Below are 19,305 nucleotides of genomic sequence, written 5' to 3' on the forward strand. Positions count from 1 at the left end.
GTCGTCGGGACCCGGGTCATGATGGGCGGTGGGCGATCCCGGTGGATCGTGCGGTGCCATGTGCTTCTTTGACCGTGCTTCGTCGACCAGGACACGAGCGCCCCGCGACGCGCCGTCCGAACGGCCCCGGATGATGTCTTCCCGAGCCCCAGGTCAGCGGGATAACGTGCGGTTGTTCCGGCCCCCTGCAAGGCCGTGACCAGCGCGTGGTGCCCGACTTACTCGATTTACTTGGAAATCCAAGAAAAATCCCAGGTCAGGAGGGGTTTCACAGAAATGTGGAGCACTGGGTAACGTGCCTACAGCAGGGCGCTCGCCGGGGCACCTGTCACGCCTGCTGTGATCGGGCCGCACCCACCCTGTGTGAGTCCGGGCGCCGCGGGCGAGCCGATCTCCCTAGCCCAGAACGGGTACGGGGGACCCAGGCACCCGGCGAACCCGGGGGCCGGACCGACGGAGGAGCACACGTGACCGTGGAGAGCACTGCCGCGCGCAAGCCGCGACGCAGCGCCGGAAGCAAAGCCAGCACCACCGGCACCAAGCGCACCAGCACGACGCCCAGGAAGGGCGACGAACCCGAGATCGTCCAACTGCTGACCCCCGAGGGCAAGCGGGTCAAGAACCCCACGTACGACCCGTACGTCAAGGGCATCACCCCCGAGCAGTTGCGCGGCCTGTACCGGGACATGGTGCTGACCCGGCGCTTCGACGCCGAGGCGACCGCGCTCCAGCGTCAGGGCGAGCTGGGCCTGTGGGCGTCGCTGCTCGGCCAGGAGGCAGCCCAGATCGGCTCCGGCCGGGCGCTGAAGGACGACGACTACGTCTTCCCGACCTACCGTGAGCACGGCGTCGCCTGGTGCCGCGGGGTCGACCCGACCAATCTGCTCGGCATGTTCCGCGGCGTGAACAACGGCGGCTGGGACCCGAACAGCAACAACTTCCACCTCTACACGATCGTCATCGGCTCGCAGGCGCTGCACGCCACCGGCTACGCGATGGGCGTGGCCAAGGACGGCGCCGACTCGGCCGTGATCGCGTACTTCGGCGACGGCGCCTCCAGCCAGGGCGACGTCGCGGAGTCGTTCACCTTCGCGGCGGTCTACAACGCCCCGGTGGTGTTCTTCTGCCAGAACAACCAGTGGGCGATCTCCGAGCCCACCGAGAAGCAGACCCGGGTGCCGCTCTACCAGCGCGCCCAGGGCTTCGGCTTCCCGGGCGTGCGCGTCGACGGCAACGACGTCCTGGCGTGCCTCGCGGTGACCCAGTGGGCGCTGGAGCGGGCGCGCAACGGCGAGGGCCCGACCCTGGTCGAGGCGTTCACGTACCGCATGGGCGCGCACACCACCTCCGACGACCCCACCCGCTACCGTCACGACGACGAGCGGGCCGCCTGGGAGGCGAAGGACCCGATCGCGCGGCTGCGCGCGTACCTCGAGGCCTCGAACCACGCGGACGAGGGATTCTTCGCGGAACTCGACGCGGAGAGCGAGGCGTTGGGAAGGCGGGTGCGTGAAGCGGTCCGTGCCATGCCGGACCCGGACCACTTCGCCATCTTCGAGAACGTGTATGCGGACGGGCACGCGCTCGTCGACGAGGAGCGGGCCCAGTTCGCGGCCTACCAGGCCTCGTTCGCGACGGAGACCGAGAGCGGCGTCGCCGCGGGCGAAGGGGGCCGGTGACATGGCGGAGAAGATGGCACTCGCCAAGGCGATCAACGAATCGCTGCGCAAGGCCCTGGAGTCGGACCCCAAGGTCCTGGTGATGGGCGAGGACGTCGGCAAGCTCGGCGGCGTGTTCCGGGTGACGGACGGCCTCCAGAAGGACTTCGGCGAGGAGCGGGTGATCGACACCCCGCTCGCCGAGTCGGGCATCGTCGGTACGGCGATCGGCCTCGCGCTGCGCGGGTACCGGCCGGTGGTGGAGATCCAGTTCGACGGGTTCGTCTTCCCGGCCTACGACCAGATCGTCACCCAGCTCGCGAAGATGCACGCCCGCTCGCTGGGCAAGGTCAAGCTGCCCGTCGTCGTCCGTATCCCCTACGGCGGCGGCATCGGCGCGGTGGAGCACCACAGCGAGTCGCCCGAGTCGCTGTTCGCGCATGTGGCCGGTCTGAAGGTCGTCTCCCCGTCCAACGCGTCGGACGCGTACTGGATGATGCAGCAGGCCATCCAGAGCGACGACCCGGTGATCTTCTTCGAGCCCAAGCGGCGCTACTGGGACAAGGCCGAGGTCAACCGCGAGGCCATCCCCGACCCGCTGCACCGGGCCCGGGTGGTGCGCGAGGGCACGGACCTGACGCTCGCCGCCTACGGGCCGATGGTGAAGGTGTGCCAGGAGGCCGCCGCAGCCGCCGCCGAGGAGGGCAAGTCCCTCGAGGTGCTCGATCTGCGCTCGGTCTCGCCGCTCGACTTCGACTCCGTCCAGGCGTCGGTGGAGAAGACCCGCCGCCTGGTCGTGGTGCACGAGGCGCCGGTGTTCTTCGGCTCGGGCGCGGAGATCGCCGCCCGCATCACGGAGCGGTGCTTCTACCACCTGGAGGCGCCGGTGCTGCGCGTGGGCGGCTATCACGCCCCGTACCCGCCGGCGCGGCTGGAGGAGGAGTACCTGCCGGGCCTGGACCGGGTGCTGGACGCCGTCGACCGCGCCCTGGCGTACTGAGGAGAGGGTCGTGACGACGATGACTGATACGTCCGTACGCGAGTTCAAGATGCCCGACGTGGGCGAGGGGCTCACCGAGGCCGAGATCCTCAAGTGGTACGTCCAGCCCGGTGACACGGTCACCGACGGGCAGGTCGTCTGCGAGGTGGAGACGGCGAAGGCGGCCGTCGAGCTGCCCATCCCCTACGACGGCGTGGTCCGCGCGCTGCACTTCCCCGAGGGCACCACGGTGGACGTCGGCACCTCGATCATCGCGGTGGACGTCGCCGGGGGCGCCCCGGCCGAGGCGGCGCCCGCCCCGGCGGAGGAGCCCGCGCCCGCGCAGGAGCCGAAGGCGGAGGGCCGCCAGCCCGTCCTCGTCGGCTACGGCGTGGCCGAGTCGTCCACGAAGCGCCGCCCCCGCAAGGGCATCCCGGCGCCCTCCGGCGACCCGCTCCACGCGGCCACGGCGCTCCAGAGCGAGCTGAACGGGCACGGTCGGCAGAGCCGTCCGCTCGCGAAGCCGCCGGTGCGCAAGCTCGCCAAGGACCTCGGCGTCGACCTGGCGACCGTGACCCCCTCGGGTCCGGACGGCATCATCACGCGCGAGGACGTGCACGCTGCGGCGGCTCCGGCCGCGGCCCCGGCCGAGGCGCCCGCCGCCGTCCAGGCGTCGGCGCCCGCGGTGACGTACGACGACCGGCGGGAGACCCGTGTCCCCGTCAAGGGCGTCCGCAAGGCCACCGCGCAGGCGATGGTCGGCTCGGCGTTCACCGCGCCGCATGTCACGGAGTTCGTGACGGTCGACGTCACGCGCACGATGAAGCTGGTCGAGGAGCTCAAGCAGGACAAGGACCTTCAGGGTCTGCGCGTCAACCCGCTCCTGCTGATCGCCAAGGCCCTGCTGGTGGCGATCAGGCGGAACCCCGACATCAACGCGTCCTGGGACGAGGCCAACCAGGAGATCGTGCGCAAGCACTATGTGAACCTGGGCATCGCGGCGGCCACGCCGCGCGGCCTGATCGTGCCGAACATCAAGGACGCGCACGACAAGACGCTGCCGCAGCTCGCCGAGGCGCTGGGCGAGCTGGTGGCGACCGCCCGCGAGGGCCGGACGTCCCCGGCGGCGATGCAGGGCGGCACGATCACCATCACGAACGTGGGCGTGTTCGGCGTCGACACGGGCACGCCGATCCTCAACCAGGGCGAGGCGGCGATCCTCGCGATCGGCGCGATCAAGCTCCAGCCCTGGGTCCACAAGGGCAAGGTCAAGCCCCGCCAGGTCACCACCCTGGCGCTCAGCTTCGACCACCGCCTGGTCGACGGCGAGCTGGGCTCCAAGGTCCTCGCCGATGTGGCGGCCGTCCTGGAGAAGCCCAAGCGGCTGATCACCTGGGGCTGAGCAGCCCGGACGCACAAGCCCGAGGGGCCGGCCGCTGGTGAGCGGCCGGCCCCTTGGCACGTGGTCGGAGCGGCTCAGACGGCGAAGCCGTAGTTCAGCAGCTTCTTGGCGTCGGACGTGCGGTTGGCGACCGACGACGACGCGAGAACCGTGCCGATGACCGTCTTGCCGTTGCGGGTCGCGGCGAAGACCAGGCAGTACTTGGCCTGCGGGCCCGAGCCGGTCTTCACCCCGATCGCGCCGCTGTAACCGCCGAGCAGCGGGTTGGTGTTGGACCAATTGTAGTAGCGGTAGCCACCGCTCTTGGTCGTCACCTTCTGCTTGGTGGACTTCGTCTTCACGACGGTCCGGAAGGTCGAGTTCTTCATCGCGCTGCTCGCGATCTTGGTCAGATCACGCGGCGTCGAGTAGTTGTTGCCCTTGCCGATGCCGTCGAAGGAATCGAAGTGCGTGTTCTTCAGGCCGAGCTTCTTGGCGTCGCTGTTCATCTTGCCGAGGAACGACTTCACGCGCGCGGCCCGGGTGGAGCCGCTGCCGAACTTGTCCGCGAGCGCGTAGGCCGCGTCACAGCCGGAGGGCAGCATCAGCCCGTACAGCAGTTGGCGGACGGTGACCTTGTCGCCGACGATCAGATGCGCCTGGGAGGCGTTGTTCGCGACGACGTAGTCGCTGTACGCCTTGGCGATCGTGACCTTCGCGTCCAGGTTCAGCTTCGGCTGGGCCAGCACCACCTTGGCCGTCATGATCTTGGTGGTGGAGCCGGTGGACAGCCGTGTGTCCGCGGCCTTGGTGTACAGGCTCTTGCCGGTGCCGTTGTTCATCACGAAGCCGCCCTTGGCCGTGATGGACGGCTTGGTCGCGGCCTGCGCGGGCGCTGCGGTGAGAGCGGCGGAGGTGAGCACGGCTGCGGTGGTGACCACTGCCGCGGCTGCCTTGCGTACTCGTGCGCCCTTAATGCCGGTATTCAAGTTGAACGCTCCGATTGCGTCTCTGATGCGGTGAATGCATCCGAATGCACCTGAAAGCGGCCCGGAGGGAAGGGCCGCTTTCAGGTGAGACTCACCGGCGGCGCAAAAGGATGTACCGATACCGGAGGTGATCCGGCGAGGAGTGCGACGGCCTCCGATGGGGGCGGTAATGGAAGTGGGAGTCCGTATCGTGGACTGCCCTCGGCGATGCGTACGTGTTGTATCTATGATGTACGCATGTCTCCAGCGCCGTCCGCAGCCTCTGCCCCCGAGAAGCCGCCCGCCAAGCAACCACCCGCCGCCGATCGCGTGTACACGCACGTCAAGCGGGGTCTTCTGGAGCGCCGCTACGAAGGTGGGACCCTGCTCACCGAGGGCGAGCTGGCCGAGGAGGTCGGTGTCTCGCGGACGCCGGTGCGCGAGGCGCTGCTCCGGCTGGAGATGGAAGGGCTGATCAAGCTCTATCCGAAGAAGGGCGCGCTCGTCCTGCCGGTCTCCGCGCAGGAGATCGCGGACGTGGTGGAGACACGCCAGCTCGTCGAGGAGTACGCGGTCCGCAAGGCCATGACCGCCCCACCCGCGCTGATCGCCCGCCTGGAGGAGCTGCTCGCACGGCAGCAGGAGCAGGCCGCCTCCGGTGACCTCGCGGGTGCCGCGGCCACCGACCGCGCCTTCCACGCCGCGATCGTGCGCAGCGCCGGCAACGAGATCCTCTCCCGGCTCTACGACCAGCTCCGCGACCGCCAGTTGCGGATGGGCGTCGCCGTGCTGAACTCCCACCCCGACCGTGTAGCCAAGACGCTCGCCGAGCACGAGGAGATCCTCAAGGCGCTGCGGTCCGGTGACACCGAGGCGGCCGTCACCCTCGTCCACGGGCACGTGAGCTGGTTCTCCCACCTGGCTCGCGGGGAGGTGCGATGAGCTCCCGCTCCGTGTCCCTGCCCGGCGATCCGCCGGGCGGTGCGCGCGCCGTCGGCGTGTGGTCCATAGGCGTCGCGGTCTATTTCGTCGCCGTCATCTTCCGTACGTCGCTGGGCGTGGCCGGACTCGACGCCGTCGACCGCTTCCATGTGGGCGCCTCCGCGCTGTCCACCTTCTCCATACTCCAACTGCTCGTGTACGCGGGCATGCAGATACCCGTCGGCCTGCTGGTGGACCGGCTCGGCACCAAGAAGGTGCTGGCCATGGGGGGCATCCTCTTCACGGTGGGTCAGCTCGGGTTCGCGTTCTCCGCCTCGTACGGCATGGCGCTGGCCTCGCGCGCGCTGCTCGGCTGCGGTGACGCGATGACGTTCATCAGCGTGCTGCGGCTCGGCCAGCGCTGGTTCCCGGCCCGCCGCGGACCGGTGGTGGCGCAGCTCGCCGGTCTCGTGGGCATGGCGGGCAACCTGGTCTCCACGCTCGTCCTGGCCCGGCTGCTGCACGGGGTGGGCTGGACGACGGCGTTCGGCGGCAGCGCGCTCGCCGGAGTCGTCGTCCTCGTCCTGCTTCTCCTCTTCCTCAAGGACCATCCCGAGGGCCATGAGCCCGAGCCGTTCCCGCACCATGGATCGGCGTACGTACGGCGCCAGATCGTGGCGTCCTGGAAGGAGCCCGGCACCCGGCTCGGGATGTGGGTGCACTTCACGACGCAGTTCCCGGCGATGGTGTTCCTGCTGCTGTGGGGCCTGCCGTTCCTGGTCGAGGGGCAGGGGCTCTCGCGGGGCACCGCCAGCGATCTGCTCACGCTCGTCGTGCTGTCGAACATGGCCGTCGGCCTGGTGTACGGGCAGATCATCGCCCGGCATCACTCGGCGCGGCTGCCGCTGGCGCTCGGCACGATCGGGGCGACGGCGGTGCTCTGGGCCGCCACGCTCCTCTACCCCGGGGACCACGCTCCGATGTGGCTGCTCGTCGTGTTGTGCGTCGTGCTCGGCGCCTGCGGTCCGGCCTCGATGATCGGCTTCGAGTTCGCCCGCCCGGCGAACCCGCCCGAGCGTCAGGGCACGGGCGCCGGCATCACCAACATGGGCGGATTCATCGCCTCCATGACGACCCTGCTGGCGATCGGCCTGCTGCTGGACGCGACGGGCGACGACTACAGCGTGGCGTTCTCCGCGGTGTTCGTCCTCCAGGCGCTGGGGCTGAGCCAGATCCTCAGGCTGCGGGGGCGCGCCGCGCGCCGGGAGCGGGAGCGGCTGGTGGAGAGCCGGGTGGAGACGGTGCACGTGCCCGCCGTGTAGGAGTGCGCGGGCGGACCCAGGGCCTGTATCGAGTTGCCCGCCTGCGTCGCGACGCCTGGCACGGCACCTCGCTGCGTTGTCGGGCCCGCCCGCGTACGCCCAGTACGTGGGCGACCCTCCGCCTTGCGAGCTACCGCACCAGACGCCGCGACGCCCGCCCTCCGGGCGGACGACGGGCAACTCGATACAGGCCCTGGACGTACGGGCGGTGCCGGGCCATGGCGCCGCCCGTCCCGTGCAGGGGTACCGGGGGTACCGCCGTCAGCGGCGGGGGCGCTCCAGCCCCAGTACCCGGTCCTTCAGCGCCGGGAACTGCTCGCGCGTGGTCGCGACCTTCGCCGGGTCGAAGTCCACCGTGAGGACCTCCTCCTCGGGCCCCGCCTCGGCGAGGACCTCGCCCCAGGGATCCACCACGATCGAGTGACCCGCCTGCGGAACTCCCGCGTGGGTACCGGCCGTTCCACAAGCAAGGACGTACGCCTGGTTCTCGACCGCCCGCGCCCGGGCCAGCAGCGTCCAGTGGGACCGGCGACGCTCCGGCCAGCCCGCCGGGATCACGAGCGTCTCGGCCCCCGCGTCCACGAGCGACCGGAACAGCTCGGGGAAGCGGAGGTCGTAGCAGGTGGCCACGCCGACGGTCGTTTCCGGCAGACGGACCGTCACCGGCCGGTCGCCCGCGCCCATCAGCACGGCCTCGCCCTCGTCGAAGCCGAAGCGGTGGATCTTGCGGTAGGTGGCGGCCAGTTCGCCGGAGGGGGAGAAGATGAGCGACGTGTTGTAGAGGGTGCTCGCGGCGGAGCCGCTGTCCGGCGCCGAGCGTTCGGGGATCGACCCTGCGTGCAGCCACACGCCCGCGTCGCTCGCCGCCTTCGCCATCGCCTCGTACGTCGGCCCTTCGAGAGGTTCGGCCTCGACAGCGAACTGTTCATAGGCGAACGCTCCGGTCGTCCACAGCTCGGGAAGCACCACCAGATCGGCCCCGGCTTGCTCACGGACGAGTGAGGCGGCCCGTCGCCTGCGCGAATCGACCGATTCCTGTTCGTCTACCCGGATCTGAATGAGGGAGGCCCGCACGCTACCACCGTCCTGGCATTCGGGCCCGACGCTACGGGCCTACGATCGTCATACGAAAGCACTGCCGGGGTGCCTGACAGCAGCGTAACTTAACGCTCCAAGACACCCGCCGACAGTCGCCTCCCGTCGACACTGCCGTCACCATCGCCCGTGCACCGACCGCTTGAGGGGTCCCGTTCCGTGAGTCTGCATCCCACTCTTCAGCCCTACGCCGACGCCTGGACCCACTCCATCGAAGCGATATCGGAGCTGGTGCAGCCGCTCGTGGAGAGCGAGTGGAACCGGCGTACGCCCTGCCCCGGCTGGTCGGTACGCGACGTGGTCTCCCATGTCATCGGTCTGGACTGCGAGATGCTCGGCGACCCGCGCCCCATCCACTCGCTCCCGCGCGATCTGTTCCACGTCACGAACGAGCACCAGCGCTATATGGAGATGCAGGTCGATGTGCGCCGCCACCACACGGCGCCGGAGATGACGTCCGAGCTGGAGTACACGATCATCCGCCGCAACCGCCAGTTGCGGAACGAGTCGCGGGACCCGGAGACCAAGGTGCGCGGCCCGCTCAGCACCGAGCAGACCCTCGAAGAGGCCATGCGCTACCGCGCGTTCGACGTGTGGGTGCACGAGCAGGACCTGCGCGCGGCGCTCGGCGTCCCCGGGAACCTGGACTCGCCGGGCGCGCACATCGCGCGGGACGTGCTGCTGGCCGCGCTGCCGGACGTCGTCGCGAAGGACGCCGGGGCACCGGCCGGTTCGGCGATCGTCGTCGACGTCCACGGCCCGATCGAGTTCCTGCGCACGGTCCGGGTCGACGCGGAGGGCCGCGGCTCGATCGACGGCGCGCCGTCGCTGGGCCCCGCCGTGTCGCTCACGCTCGACTGGGAGACCTACGTCCGCCTCGCCTGCGGCCGGGTCCCGGCGGACGCGGTGGCGGACCGCATCAAGACGGAGGGCGACGCGGACCTGACGGCGGCGCTCCTGCGGGTGTTCGCGGTGACCAACTAGGGCTCGGGCAAGCCCAGTTCGGACGACGACCGGCGACGGGGGCGGCGGCAGGCCCGCGCCCCCGTACCCGCCCGCAGCGTCCGCGAGGGCCCGCTCTGCCCTTCTTGAGCACGTCGTCCTCGCGTCAGTCGTCCTCGCGCTCCTTCTCCGCCAGATGGATCACGCACACCGCCACCGCGATCACCAGCGCCGGGTCCGCGTCGTCGCGCACGATGTCGACGCCGTAGGTCTCGCGGAGATGCAGCCAGCGGCGTGAGATCTGCGCGAGCAGTTCCCCGTCGCGGTCGACGGCGAACTCGCGATCGAGGATCTTGCCGCTCACATCGAGTTCCGTCCCGTCCGCCAGCAGCACGCGGTAGTGGTTGCGGAGCAGGGACAGGCGCTTGCGCTTGATCGTGGCCAGCCGGTCGCCGTCGCGCTCGATGAGCATCGTGTCCCGCAGCGCGAACATCTTCTGGTGGATGTCGATCAGGACGCGCCCCTGCCGGTCCTTGATCTGGAAGGTGTCCCGCAGCCGCATCGCCTTGCCGTCGACGAGGAGCACCTTGGTGCCGTGCTGGTCCTCGATCCAGTAGTCGTCGCCGAAGCCGAGGAGCCGATCGCGTACCTGGAATCTCATACGCTCAGGCCTTCCCCCCTGCCGGGTCTCAAACGCCGCCGGTAGGCCGAGGGGGCGGACCAGTGCGAGCCCCCGCGGCTCGGCGGGGGCCCACGCACCGGGTGCCGGATCAGCCCTCCAGGAAGGCCGTCAGCGCGTTCGCCAGCAGATACGGGTCATCGGCGCCGCACAGCTCGCGGACGCTGTGCATCGACAGGATCGCCGCGCCGATGTCGATGGTCCGGATGCCGTGGCGGGCCGCCGTGATGGGGCCGATGGTGGTGCCGCAGGGCATCGAGTTGTTCGAGACGAAGGACTGGAAGGGCACGTTCGCCTTCTCGCAGGCCGCCGCGAAGAGCGCGCGGCCCGAACCGTCCGTGGCGTAGCGGTTGTTGACGTTGACCTTGAGGATCGGGCCGCCGTTGACGCGCGGCTGGTGCGTCGGGTCGTGCCGCTCCGGGTAGTTGGGGTGGACGGCGTGACCGGTGTCGGAGGACAGGCAGACCGTGGCGGCGAAGGCGCGCGCCCGGTCCTCGTAGGAGCCGCCCCGGGCGAACACCGAGCGCTCCAGTACCGAGCCGAGCAGCGGCCCGTCGGCGCCGGTGTCCGACTGGGAGCCGTTCTCCTCGTGGTCGAAGGCCGCGAGCACCGGGATGCAGGTGAGCGCGGCGTCGGAGGCCGCCACGGCCATGAGCGCCGCGGTGGCCGCGTGCACCGACAGCAGGTTGTCCATGCGCGGGCCCGCCAGCAGCTCCTTGTCGCGGCCCAGATAGGCGGGCGGCTCGACGGAGTGGGTCATCAGGTCCCAGCCCGTGACCTCACCCGAGGTCAGACCCAGCTCCTCCTCCAGGAAGGCGATCAGATCGCCGTCCCGTACCTCGCCCGCGAGGCCCCAGATCGGCTGGAGATGTCGCTGCTTGTCGAGCTTGAGGCCCTCGGAGGAGACCGAGCGGTCCAGGTGGATGGCGAGCTGCGGCACGCGCAGCAGCGGTCTGTCGATGTTCACCAGGCGCGACGAACCGTCGCGCAGGGACAGCCGGCCGGACAGGCCGAGATCGCGGTCCAGCCAGGAGTTGAGCAGCGGGCCGCCGTAGATCTCCATGGCGAGCTGGCGCCAGCCGAGCGCGCCGCTGTCCGGGCGCGGCTTCACCCGCAAGTTCGGGGAGTCGGTGTGCGCGCCCACGATCCGGAAGGGGGTGTGCGCGTCGGCGCCCTCGGGGACGTACCACGCCACGATCGCGCCGCCGCGCAGCACGTACTTGCCGCCGCTCGTGCCGTCCCACGCTTCGGTCTCCACCACCTGCCGGAAGCCGGCCTTCTCCAGCCGTTCGGCGGCGTTCGCCACGGCGTGGTACGGCGACGGGCTCGCCGCGAGGAAGGACATGAGGTCGTCGGTGTGACCGCGGTCGAAGCGGGGACGTGTGCGCATGGATTCACCTTAACGACGGACGAGGGCCCGCTCCCCGTGCCGGGTAGCGGGCCCTCGTAAGGAGGCTGTGGAGGCTTGGCGGGCTGACCGGACGGGCAGGTTCCGGTCAGCCTCGCGCGGGCCGGGCCGCAGATCTCAGAACGCGGCCTCGTCCAGCTCCATGAGGTCCAGGTCCACGCCCTGGGCGACCTTGCGGGCCAGGGTCACGCCGGGCAGGACGTTGGCCGCGAAGAACCTCGCCGCCGCGATCTTGCCGGTGTAGAAGGCCTGGTCCTTGGCCGAGGCGGTCTCCAGCTTCTCGGCGGCGATCGCGGCGCCCTTCAGCAGCAGGTAGCCGACGATCACGTCACCGGAGGCCATCAGCAGGCGGGTGGTGTTCAGGCCCACCTTGTAGATGTTCTTGACGTCCTGCTCGGTGGCCGCGAGGTCGGTCAGCATGAGGCCGACGATCGCCTCCAGCTCCGCGGCGGCCTTGGCCAGGTGCTCACGGGCGCCCGCGAGCTGCTCGCCGCCCGTGCCGAGCGCCAGGAACTCCTTGATGTCCTCGGCGACCGAGTTCAGCGCGGCGCCCTGGTTACGGACGATCTTCCGGAAGAAGAAGTCCTGGCCCTGGATCGCGGTCGTGCCCTCGTAGAGGGTGTCGATCTTGGCGTCGCGGATGTACTGCTCGATCGGGTACTCCTGCAGGAAGCCGGAGCCACCGAAGGTCTGGAGCGACTGCGCGAGCTGCTCGTAGCCCTTCTCGGAGCCATAGCCCTTGACGATCGGCAGGAGCAGGTCGTTGAGCGCGTGCTCGGCGGAAGCGTCCTCGCCGTTCGCCTCCTTGACCGCGATCGTGTCCTGGACGGAGGCGGTGTGGAGGACGAGCGCGCGCATGCCCTCCGCGTACGCCTTCTGCGTCATCAGCGAGCGGCGCACGTCGGGGTGGTGCGTGATGGTGACCTTGGGCGCGGTCTTGTCCATGAAGTTCGCCAGGTCGGGACCCTGGACGCGCTCCTTGGCGTACTCCAGCGCGTTCAGGTAGCCGGTGGACAGCGTGGAGATCGCCTTCGTGCCGACCATCATGCGAGCGAACTCGATGATGCGGAACATCTGGCGGATGCCGTCGTGCTTGTCGCCGATCAGCCAGCCCTTGGCCGGGTGGCGGTCGCCGAAGGTCATCTCGCAGGTGTTGGAGGCCTTCAGGCCCATCTTGTGCTCGACGTTCGTGGCGTAGACGCCGTTGCGCTCGCCCAGCTCGCCGGTCTCGAAGTCGAAGAGGTACTTCGGGACGAGGAAGAGGGACAGGCCCTTGGTGCCGGGCCCCGCGCCCTCGGGACGCGCCAGCACGTAGTGGAGGATGTTCTCCTCCATGTCGTGCTCACCGGAGGTGATGAAGCGCTTCACGCCCTCGATGTGCCAGGAGCCGTCCTCCTGCTGGATCGCCTTGGTGCGGCCGGCGCCGACGTCCGAACCGGCGTCCGGCTCGGTGAGCACCATGGTGGAGCCCCAGGTCTTCTCGACCGCGATCTCGGCGATCTTCTTCTGGACCTCGGTGCCCTCGTCGAAGAGGATGCGGGCGAACGCCGGGCCGGAGGAGTACATCCAGATCGCCGGGTTCGCGCCGAGGATCAGCTCCGCGTACGCCCAGATCAGGGACGGCGGGGCGGTGGTGCCACCGACCTCCTCGGGCAGGCCGAGACGCCAGTACTCGGAGTCCATGAAGGCCTTGTAGCTCTTCTTGAAGGACTCCGGGACCGGAGCGGTGTTCGTCTCCGGGTCGAAGACCGGCGGGTTGCGGTCGGCGTCCGCGAAGGACTCCGCCAGCTCGTTCTCCGAGAGGCGGGTCAGCTCCTCGAGGATGCTCTTGGCGGTGTCGACGTCCATCTCGGCGAACGGGCCCGTGCCGTACAGCTTGTCGCGCCCGAGTACTTCGAAGAGGTTGAACTCGATATCGCGGAGATTCGACTTGTAGTGCCCCATGGCGACGGCTCCGTAGAGGGATCGGCGAGGCACTGACTCCTCGCGAACGGTTCACGTACCAACTAGTAACACCGATGATGCTACCCGTCGGTAATAAGAAGCAACCCCTGGTGGCCTATGTGTGGCCCACTACTCTTTGGGACATGTACGGCTACCAGAACGCGGGCACGCAGCAGCAGTACGCCTCGTCGCAGCAGATGCCCGGTCCGATGCCGGGCGGGCAGATGCCCGGTGGTTACGGCCAGCAGCAGCCGCCGCTCTACCCCGAGCCGTCGCCGCCGTCGCTCGCGGACGCGGTGCGCGCCTTCACGACGGGGTCGATGGCCGCCGAGGACTTCCAGCAGATCTTCGCCACGTCCAAGGTGTACTGCCCGCGCGGCGACAACCCCGGCTTCCTGGCGCTGCACAACACCCAGCAGCCGGTGATCCCGATGTTCACCTCGCTGAAGGAGCTGCGGCGGTACGCGGGCAAGGAGTCGAAGTACTTCGTGATCACGGGCGCGGAGGTGATCGACCTGCTGCCGACGGGGTACGGGTTCGTGCTCGACATGGAGGGGGAGCACCGGATGGTGTTCGACGCGAAGGCGGTCGAGCAGATGGTGGACTTCGCGATGCGGCGGATGTACGGCTAGCGGATCTACGGCGGCCGCACGCCTGGCGTCGTACCGTCGTGCTGGTGAGAGCCCGGAGGAATACCCTCCGGGCTCTCTTGTGTTCCGGGTGGCAGAAAGTTCAATCGTCAACTAAAGTCGGAGCACAAGGAGGTACCGACCATGCCCGCAGTGACCGTCGAGAACCCGCTGACCCTTCCCCGTGTGGCCGCACCCGTCGACGCCGTGGCCCGTCCCGTGCTCGGTGTCACGACCGCGCCCAGCGGCTTCGAGGGCGAGGGCTTCCCGGTGCGCCGAGCGTTCGCCGGGATCAACTACCGCCATCTCGACCCGTTCATCATGATGGACCAGATGGGCGAGGTGGAGTACGCGCCTGGCGAGCCCAAGGGGACGCCGTGGCACCCGCACCGCGGCTTCGAGACCGTCACCTACATCATCGACGGCGTCTTCGACCACCAGGACTCGCACGGCGGTGGCGGCACCATCACCAACGGCGACACCCAGTGGATGACGGCGGGCTCGGGCCTGCTGCACATCGAGGCGCCGCCGGAGTCGCTCGTCGTGTCGGGCGGGCTGTTCCACGGCATTCAGCTCTGGGTCAACCTGCCCGCCAAGGACAAGATGATGGCCCCGCGCTACCAGGACATCCGCGGCGGCCAGGTCCAGTTGCTGACCACCCCCGACGGCGGCGCGCTGCTGCGTGTCATCGCCGGTGAGCTGGACGGCCACCAGGGCCCGGGTATCACCCATACGCCGATCACGCTGGTCCACGCGACGGTGGCACCGGGTGCGGAGATCACCCTGCCCTGGCGCGAGGACTTCAACGGTCTGGCGTACGTCCTGGCCGGGCGGGGATCGGTCGGTGCCGAGCGCCGTCCGATCAGGCTGGGGCAGACCGCGGTCTTCGGCGCGGGCTCCTCGCTGACCGTCCGCGCGGACGAGAAGCAGGACTCCCACACGCCGGACCTGGAGGTCCTCCTCCTCGGCGGACAGCCGATCCGCGAACCGATGGCGCATTACGGGCCGTTCGTCATGAACACGCGCGACGAGCTCCAGCAGGCCTTCGAGGACTTCCAGAAGGGGCGCCTCGGCTCGATCCCGGCGGCCCACGGGATGACCGAGGCCGGCCCGCAGGGCGACTGACCTCGGGGCTGATCCGAGCGGGCCGTCCGTACAGGACGGCCCGCTCTGCCGTTCCCCGGGCTCCTACCGTTCCCCGTTCTCTTGCACGGAGTCCTCGGCCAGTTCGAACCAGATGGTCTTGCCCTCGCCGCGCGGGTCCACCCCCCAGGCGTCCGCGAGCATCTCCACGAGGACCAGGCCGCGCCCGGAGGAGGCCAGCTCGCCGGGGTGGCGCCGGTGCGGCAGATCGTCGCTGGAGTCCGTCACCGCCACACGCATCCGGCGTCCGCCGAAGCGGTCCGCGGCGCCGGAGACCTCGGCGACGAGGAGTGCGTCGCTGTCGGTGTGGACGAGGACGTTCGCGAGCATCTCCGAGGTCAGGAGCACCGCCGAGTCGATCTGGTCCGCGCCGGACCAGTCGTGCAGCAGCTCGCGCAGCATCTGCCGGGCCTCCGCGATCCTTTCGGGTTCGGCCTGCGCGATGGTCATGGCCGAGCGGCGCACGGTCGGCCGTACCCCGGTGCGCGCGTCCGCGCAGCCGCAGCCCTCGCCCGCCCGGCACAGCAGCAGGAGCGCGATGTCGTCCTCGCGCCGGTCGGTCAGCGGTCCTGTGGCGTGGTGCGAGGAGGGGCCGTGGACGGCCTGGACCAGCGAGTCCGCCAGCTTCTCCAGATCGCCGTCGTGCTGTTCGAGGATGTGGCGCAGCCGCAGCCAGCCGGTGTCGAGGTCGTGCCCGCCGGTCTCGATCAGGCCGTCCGTGCACAGCAGCATGGTCTCGCCGGGCTCCAGGACGAGGCGCGTGGTCGGGTAGTCCGAGTCGGGGTCGATGCCGAGCGGCAGTCCGCCCGCGGTCGGCCGGGTCAGGACCGTGCCGTCGGCCATGCGGATCGCGGGGTCGGGGTGGCCCGCCCGCGCGATCTCCAGCGTGCCGGTGGCGGGGTCCACCTCGACGTAGAGGCAGGTCGCGAAGCGCAGGTCGGTGCCGTCCTCGCCGGAGGTCATGCCGTGCAGGAAGCGCGAGGCGCGGGAGAGGACCGCGTCCGGGCGGTGGCCCTCGGAGGCGTAGGCGCGCAGGGCTATGCGGAGCTGGCCCATGAGACCCGCGGCCCGTACGTCATGGCCCTGGACATCGCCGATGGTGAGCGCGAAGCGGCCCTCACCGGGCAACTGGATCATGTCGTACCAGTCGCCGCCGACCTGGAGTCCGCCGCCGGTCGGGACATAGCGCGCGGCGACGGTCATGCCGGGTATCCGGGGGCCGAGGACGGGCAGCATCGAGCGCTGGAGTCCGTCCGTCAGTTCGCGCTCGGTCTCGGCGGCGCCCGCGCGGGACAGCGCCTGGGCGAGCATGCGGGCGACCGTGGTCAGCACCGAGCGCTCGTCGGGCGAGAACGCGACGGGGTGCTTGAACGCCGCCATCCACGCGCCCATCGTGCGCCCCGCCACGGTGAGCGGCAGGAACGCCCAGGACTGGCGGCCGAACTGCGCGGCCAGCGGCCAGGAGGCGGGGTAGCGCTCCTTGTACTCCGCGGGGGAGGACAGGTAGACGGCGCGGCCGGTGCGGACGACCTCGGCGGCCGGGTAGTCCGCCTCGCGCGGCATCTGGGTGAACGGGCTCTCGTCGCCCGGCCGGTGGCCGTGGTGGCCGACCACGGTCAGTCGTTCGCCCTCGGTGCCGAAGACCGCGAGGCCGTCCGGGGAGAACCCGGGCATCGAGAGGCCGGCCGCGACCCGCAGCACCTCCTGGGTGGAGCGCGCCTCGGCCAGCGCGCGGCCCGCGTCCAGCAGGAACGCCTCGCGGGAGCGGCGCCAGTCGCCGATGACGGCGGAGTGCGCGGTGGCGCCGGGGGCGGGGTCGGTGACCTCCTGGAGGGTGCCGACCAGCTCGTACTCCCCGGTCTGCGGGTGGAACGACGGCTTGGAGCGGCTGCGGACGACCCGGACCACCCGCCCTCGCGCGTCCATGATCCGCATCCGGGCCTCGGCGAGCGTGCCCTCGGCGAGGGCGAGTTGGACGACGCCGTCGACCTCGTTCCAGTCGACGGGGTGGAAGCGGGCGCGGATCCCGGCCTCGGTGAGCGTCGTCGGTTCCGCGGGCAGTCCGACCAGCCGCGCGGCCTCGGCGTCGAGAGTGACGAGCCCGGCGGCGGTGTCGTAGCGCCACAGGCCGGTCGCGAGGGCGGCCAGGACGTCCCCTACGGCGGGCAGGGGCTCGGCAGTACGCATTGCCCCACTGTAAGAAGAGGTGATCGCTGGGTGCCACCGAAGGTAAGAAGAGAGTGACCTGGGGGCGGTTTCGGGTGATATTGGTCGCATTCGGCGGCGTCGGGCGAGATCCGTGGACGGTGGCGCCGAATGAGGAAGAGGCGATCTTGGCCTGGCCGGTAGGCTGGGTGGGTCCGGGCCCTGTCCGCCCGGAGGCGCCGGGGAGAAGCACCCCCGGAAAGACCCCGATCCGTGAAGACTGGATGAACGACGATGCATCGGTACAGGTCCCACACCTGCGGCCAGCTCCGCGCCTCTGACGTCGGCAGCGACGTCCGGCTGAGCGGCTGGCTGCACAATCGGCGCGACCTGGGCGGCATCCTCTTCATCGATCTGCGCGACCACTACGGCATCACGCAGCTCGTCGCCCGTCCGGGCACCCCGGCCTACGCCGCGCTGGACAAGCTGACCAAGGAGTCGACGGTCCGCGTCGACGGCAAGGTCGTCTCCCGCGGCGCCGAGAACGTGAACCCCGACCTGCCCACCGGCGAGATCGAGGTCGAGGTCGGCGAGGTGGAGCTGCTGGGCGCCGCCGCCCCGCTGCCCTTCACGATCAACACCGAGGACGGGGTCAACGAGGAGCGGCGCCTGGAGTACCGCTTCCTCGACCTGCGCCGCGAGCGCATGCACCGCAACATCATGCTGCGCACGGCCGTGATCTCGGCCATCCGCCACAAGATGGTGGCCATGGGCTTCAACGAGATGGCGACGCCGATCCTGTCCGCCACCTCCCCCGAGGGCGCCCGCGACTTCGTGGTGCCCTCCCGGCTGAACCCCGGCCGGTTCTACGCCCTGCCGCAGGCTCCGCAGCAGTTCAAGCAGCTGCTGATGATCTCCGGCTTCGACCGCTACTTCCAGATCGCGCCCTGCTTCCGCGACGAGGACGCCCGCGCCGACCGCTCGCCGGGCGAGTTCTACCAGCTCGATGTCGAGATGAGCTTCGTCGAGCAGGAGGACATCTTCCAGCCGATCGAGAAGCTGATGACGGAGCTGTTCGAGGAGTTCGGCGGTGGCCGTCACGTCACCTCGCCGTTCCCCCGTATCCCGTTCCGCGAGGCGATGCTGAAGTACGGCTCGGACAAGCCCGACCTGCGCGCCAAGCTCGAACTGGTCGACATCACCGACATCTTCGAGGGCTCGGCGTTCAAGGCCTTCGCGGGCAAGCACGTACGCGCCCTGCCGGTGCCGGACGTCTCCGCGCAGCCCCGTAAGTTCTTCGACCAGCTCGGCGAGTTCGCCGTCTCGCTGGGTGCCCAGGGCCTCGCCTGGGTCCGCGTGGCCGAGGACGGCTCGCTGACCGGCCCGATCGCGAAGTTCCTGACCGAGGACAACGTCGCCGAGCTGACCAAGCGCCTGTCGCTGGCCGCCGGGCACGCGGTCTTCTTCGGCGCGGGCGAGTTCGACGAGGTCTCGAAGATCATGGGCGCGGTGCGGGTCGAGGCCGCCAAGCGCGCCGGGCACTTCGAGGAGAACGTCTTCCGCTTCTGCTGGATCGTCGACTTCCCGATGTACGAGAAGGACGAGGAGACCGGCAAGATCGACTTCTCGCACAACCCGTTCTCGATGCCGCAGGGCGGCCTCGAGGCGCTGCAGACCCAGGACCCGCTGGACATCCTGGGCTGGCAGTACGACATCGTCTGCAACGGCGTCGAGCTGTCCTCCGGCGCGATCAGGAACCACGAGCCGGAGATCATGCTCAAGGCGTTCGAGATCGCGGGCTACGACCGGGACACGGTCGAGGAGAAGTTCGCGGGCATGCTGCGCGCCTTCCGCTTCGGCGCCCCGCCGCACGGCGGCATCGCGCCCGGCGTCGACCGCATCGTCATGCTGCTGGCCGACGAGCCGAGCATCCGCGAGACGATCGCCTTCCCGCTCAACGGCAACGCCCAGGACCTGATGATGGGCGCGCCGACCGAGCTGGAGGAGGCCCGTCTGCGGGAGCTGCACCTGACGGTGCGCAAGCCGCAGGCCAAGTAGGCGTCGCAGCGGGGCAGTCGAAGGGCCTCGGGG

15 protein-coding genes are annotated in these 19,305 nt (G+C 70.0%); 9 read left to right on the forward strand and 6 right to left on the reverse strand.

Translation table 11 applies throughout. The annotated features are described in order from the left end of the window. The first annotated feature begins 467 nt into the window (after window positions 1-467). The 3 genes from pdhA to NGF19_RS15205 are packed head-to-tail and all read left to right on the forward strand — an operon-like array spanning window position 468 to window position 4,039. Window positions 468-1,679 (forward strand): pyruvate dehydrogenase (acetyl-transferring) E1 component subunit alpha, encoded by a 1,212-nt coding sequence (gene pdhA, locus NGF19_RS15195; protein ID WP_252425415.1) that lies wholly within the window; start codon window positions 468-470, stop codon window positions 1,677-1,679. Between the two features lies 1 nt (window position 1,680). Further along, a complete protein-coding gene (locus NGF19_RS15200) occupies window positions 1,681-2,658 on the forward strand; it encodes an alpha-ketoacid dehydrogenase subunit beta (protein ID WP_252425416.1) in 978 nt (325 codons plus the stop codon). A gap of 10 nt (window positions 2,659-2,668) precedes the next feature. Then, window positions 2,669-4,039: a dihydrolipoamide acetyltransferase family protein gene (locus tag NGF19_RS15205; RefSeq protein ID WP_252425417.1), complete on the forward strand. Its 1,371-nt coding sequence runs from the start codon at window positions 2,669-2,671 to the stop codon at window positions 4,037-4,039. Between the two features lie 74 nt (window positions 4,040-4,113). Here the strand turns inward: NGF19_RS15205 and NGF19_RS15210 are convergent, their stop codons facing one another. Next, entirely contained in the window at window positions 4,114-5,007 is an 894-nt protein-coding gene (locus NGF19_RS15210) for a D-alanyl-D-alanine carboxypeptidase family protein (RefSeq protein WP_252425418.1), read from the reverse strand. Window positions 5,008-5,244: 237 nt separating this feature from the next. Between NGF19_RS15210 and NGF19_RS15215 the strand changes: the two genes are divergently transcribed. After that, window positions 5,245-5,928 (forward strand): GntR family transcriptional regulator, encoded by a 684-nt coding sequence (locus NGF19_RS15215; RefSeq protein ID WP_252425419.1) that lies wholly within the window; start codon window positions 5,245-5,247, stop codon window positions 5,926-5,928. Further along, complete coding sequence (locus NGF19_RS15220; protein ID WP_252425420.1) at window positions 5,925-7,229, forward strand: MFS transporter; 1,305 nt, start codon at window positions 5,925-5,927, stop codon at window positions 7,227-7,229. The genes NGF19_RS15215 and NGF19_RS15220 overlap by 4 nt, the downstream gene beginning before the upstream one ends. Window positions 7,230-7,490: 261 nt before the next feature. Here the strand turns inward: NGF19_RS15220 and NGF19_RS15225 are convergent, their stop codons facing one another. Beyond that, window positions 7,491-8,303, reverse strand: a complete 813-nt coding sequence (locus NGF19_RS15225; RefSeq protein WP_252425421.1) for a carbon-nitrogen family hydrolase — start codon at window positions 8,301-8,303, stop codon at window positions 7,491-7,493. 180 nt (window positions 8,304-8,483) lie between these two features. On the opposite strand from NGF19_RS15225, the gene NGF19_RS15230 reads away from it, so the two are divergent. After that, window positions 8,484-9,308, forward strand: coding sequence for a maleylpyruvate isomerase family mycothiol-dependent enzyme (locus tag NGF19_RS15230; protein WP_252425422.1), 825 nt, complete (start codon window positions 8,484-8,486; stop codon window positions 9,306-9,308). Between the two features lie 124 nt (window positions 9,309-9,432). Here the strand turns inward: NGF19_RS15230 and NGF19_RS15235 are convergent, their stop codons facing one another. From NGF19_RS15235 to NGF19_RS15245, 3 genes are all read right to left on the reverse strand, one after another. Beyond that, window positions 9,433-9,927: an LURP-one-related/scramblase family protein gene (locus NGF19_RS15235; protein WP_252425423.1), complete on the reverse strand. Its 495-nt coding sequence runs from the start codon at window positions 9,925-9,927 to the stop codon at window positions 9,433-9,435. 109 nt (window positions 9,928-10,036) lie between these two features. Continuing rightward, the gene (locus NGF19_RS15240) at window positions 10,037-11,335 is read right to left on the reverse strand and encodes a M18 family aminopeptidase (protein WP_252425424.1); all 1,299 of its coding nucleotides are present in this window, start codon (window positions 11,333-11,335) and stop codon (window positions 10,037-10,039) included. A gap of 135 nt (window positions 11,336-11,470) precedes the next feature. Next, the gene (locus tag NGF19_RS15245; protein WP_252425462.1) at window positions 11,471-13,297 is read right to left on the reverse strand and encodes an acyl-CoA dehydrogenase; all 1,827 of its coding nucleotides are present in this window, start codon (window positions 13,295-13,297) and stop codon (window positions 11,471-11,473) included. A gap of 143 nt (window positions 13,298-13,440) precedes the next feature. Between NGF19_RS15245 and NGF19_RS15250 the strand changes: the two genes are divergently transcribed. Then, a complete protein-coding gene (locus NGF19_RS15250) occupies window positions 13,441-13,929 on the forward strand; it encodes an SseB family protein (RefSeq protein ID WP_252425425.1) in 489 nt (162 codons plus the stop codon). Between the two features lie 141 nt (window positions 13,930-14,070). Beyond that, on the forward strand, window positions 14,071-15,051 hold the full coding sequence (locus NGF19_RS15255) for a pirin family protein (RefSeq protein WP_252425426.1): 981 nt from the start codon (window positions 14,071-14,073) through the stop codon (window positions 15,049-15,051). A gap of 63 nt (window positions 15,052-15,114) precedes the next feature. Here the strand turns inward: NGF19_RS15255 and NGF19_RS15260 are convergent, their stop codons facing one another. Then, window positions 15,115-17,256: an ATP-binding SpoIIE family protein phosphatase gene (locus NGF19_RS15260; protein WP_252425427.1), complete on the reverse strand. Its 2,142-nt coding sequence runs from the start codon at window positions 17,254-17,256 to the stop codon at window positions 15,115-15,117. A 252-nt stretch (window positions 17,257-17,508) separates the two neighbouring features. On the opposite strand from NGF19_RS15260, the gene aspS reads away from it, so the two are divergent. Next, entirely contained in the window at window positions 17,509-19,272 is a 1,764-nt protein-coding gene (gene aspS / locus NGF19_RS15265) for an aspartate--tRNA ligase (RefSeq protein ID WP_252425428.1), read from the forward strand. Window positions 19,273-19,305 lie beyond the last annotated feature (33 nt).

The organism is Streptomyces macrolidinus (assembly GCF_023887685.1).
Taxonomy (GTDB): Bacteria; Actinomycetota; Actinomycetes; order Streptomycetales; family Streptomycetaceae; genus Streptomyces; species Streptomyces macrolidinus.

Excerpts from the sequence above, each read along its gene's own strand:
- NGF19_RS15200 (WP_252425416.1), top strand. The coding sequence starts at position 1,681 with ATGGCGGAGAAGATGGCACTCGCCAAGGCGATCAACGAATCGCTGCGC.
- NGF19_RS15215 (WP_252425419.1), top strand. The coding sequence starts at position 5,245 with ATGTCTCCAGCGCCGTCCGCAGCCTCTGCCCCCGAGAAGCCGCCCGCC.
- NGF19_RS15220 (WP_252425420.1), top strand. The coding sequence starts at position 5,925 with ATGAGCTCCCGCTCCGTGTCCCTGCCCGGCGATCCGCCGGGCGGTGCG.
- NGF19_RS15235 (WP_252425423.1), bottom strand. The coding sequence starts at position 9,927 with ATGAGATTCCAGGTACGCGATCGGCTCCTCGGCTTCGGCGACGACTAC.
- NGF19_RS15240 (WP_252425424.1), bottom strand. The coding sequence starts at position 11,335 with ATGCGCACACGTCCCCGCTTCGACCGCGGTCACACCGACGACCTCATG.
- NGF19_RS15245 (WP_252425462.1), bottom strand. The coding sequence starts at position 13,297 with ATGGGGCACTACAAGTCGAATCTCCGCGATATCGAGTTCAACCTCTTC.
- NGF19_RS15250 (WP_252425425.1), top strand. The coding sequence starts at position 13,441 with ATGTACGGCTACCAGAACGCGGGCACGCAGCAGCAGTACGCCTCGTCG.
- NGF19_RS15255 (WP_252425426.1), top strand. The coding sequence starts at position 14,071 with ATGCCCGCAGTGACCGTCGAGAACCCGCTGACCCTTCCCCGTGTGGCC.
- NGF19_RS15260 (WP_252425427.1), bottom strand. The coding sequence starts at position 17,256 with ATGCGTACTGCCGAGCCCCTGCCCGCCGTAGGGGACGTCCTGGCCGCC.
- aspS (WP_252425428.1), top strand. The coding sequence starts at position 17,509 with ATGCATCGGTACAGGTCCCACACCTGCGGCCAGCTCCGCGCCTCTGAC.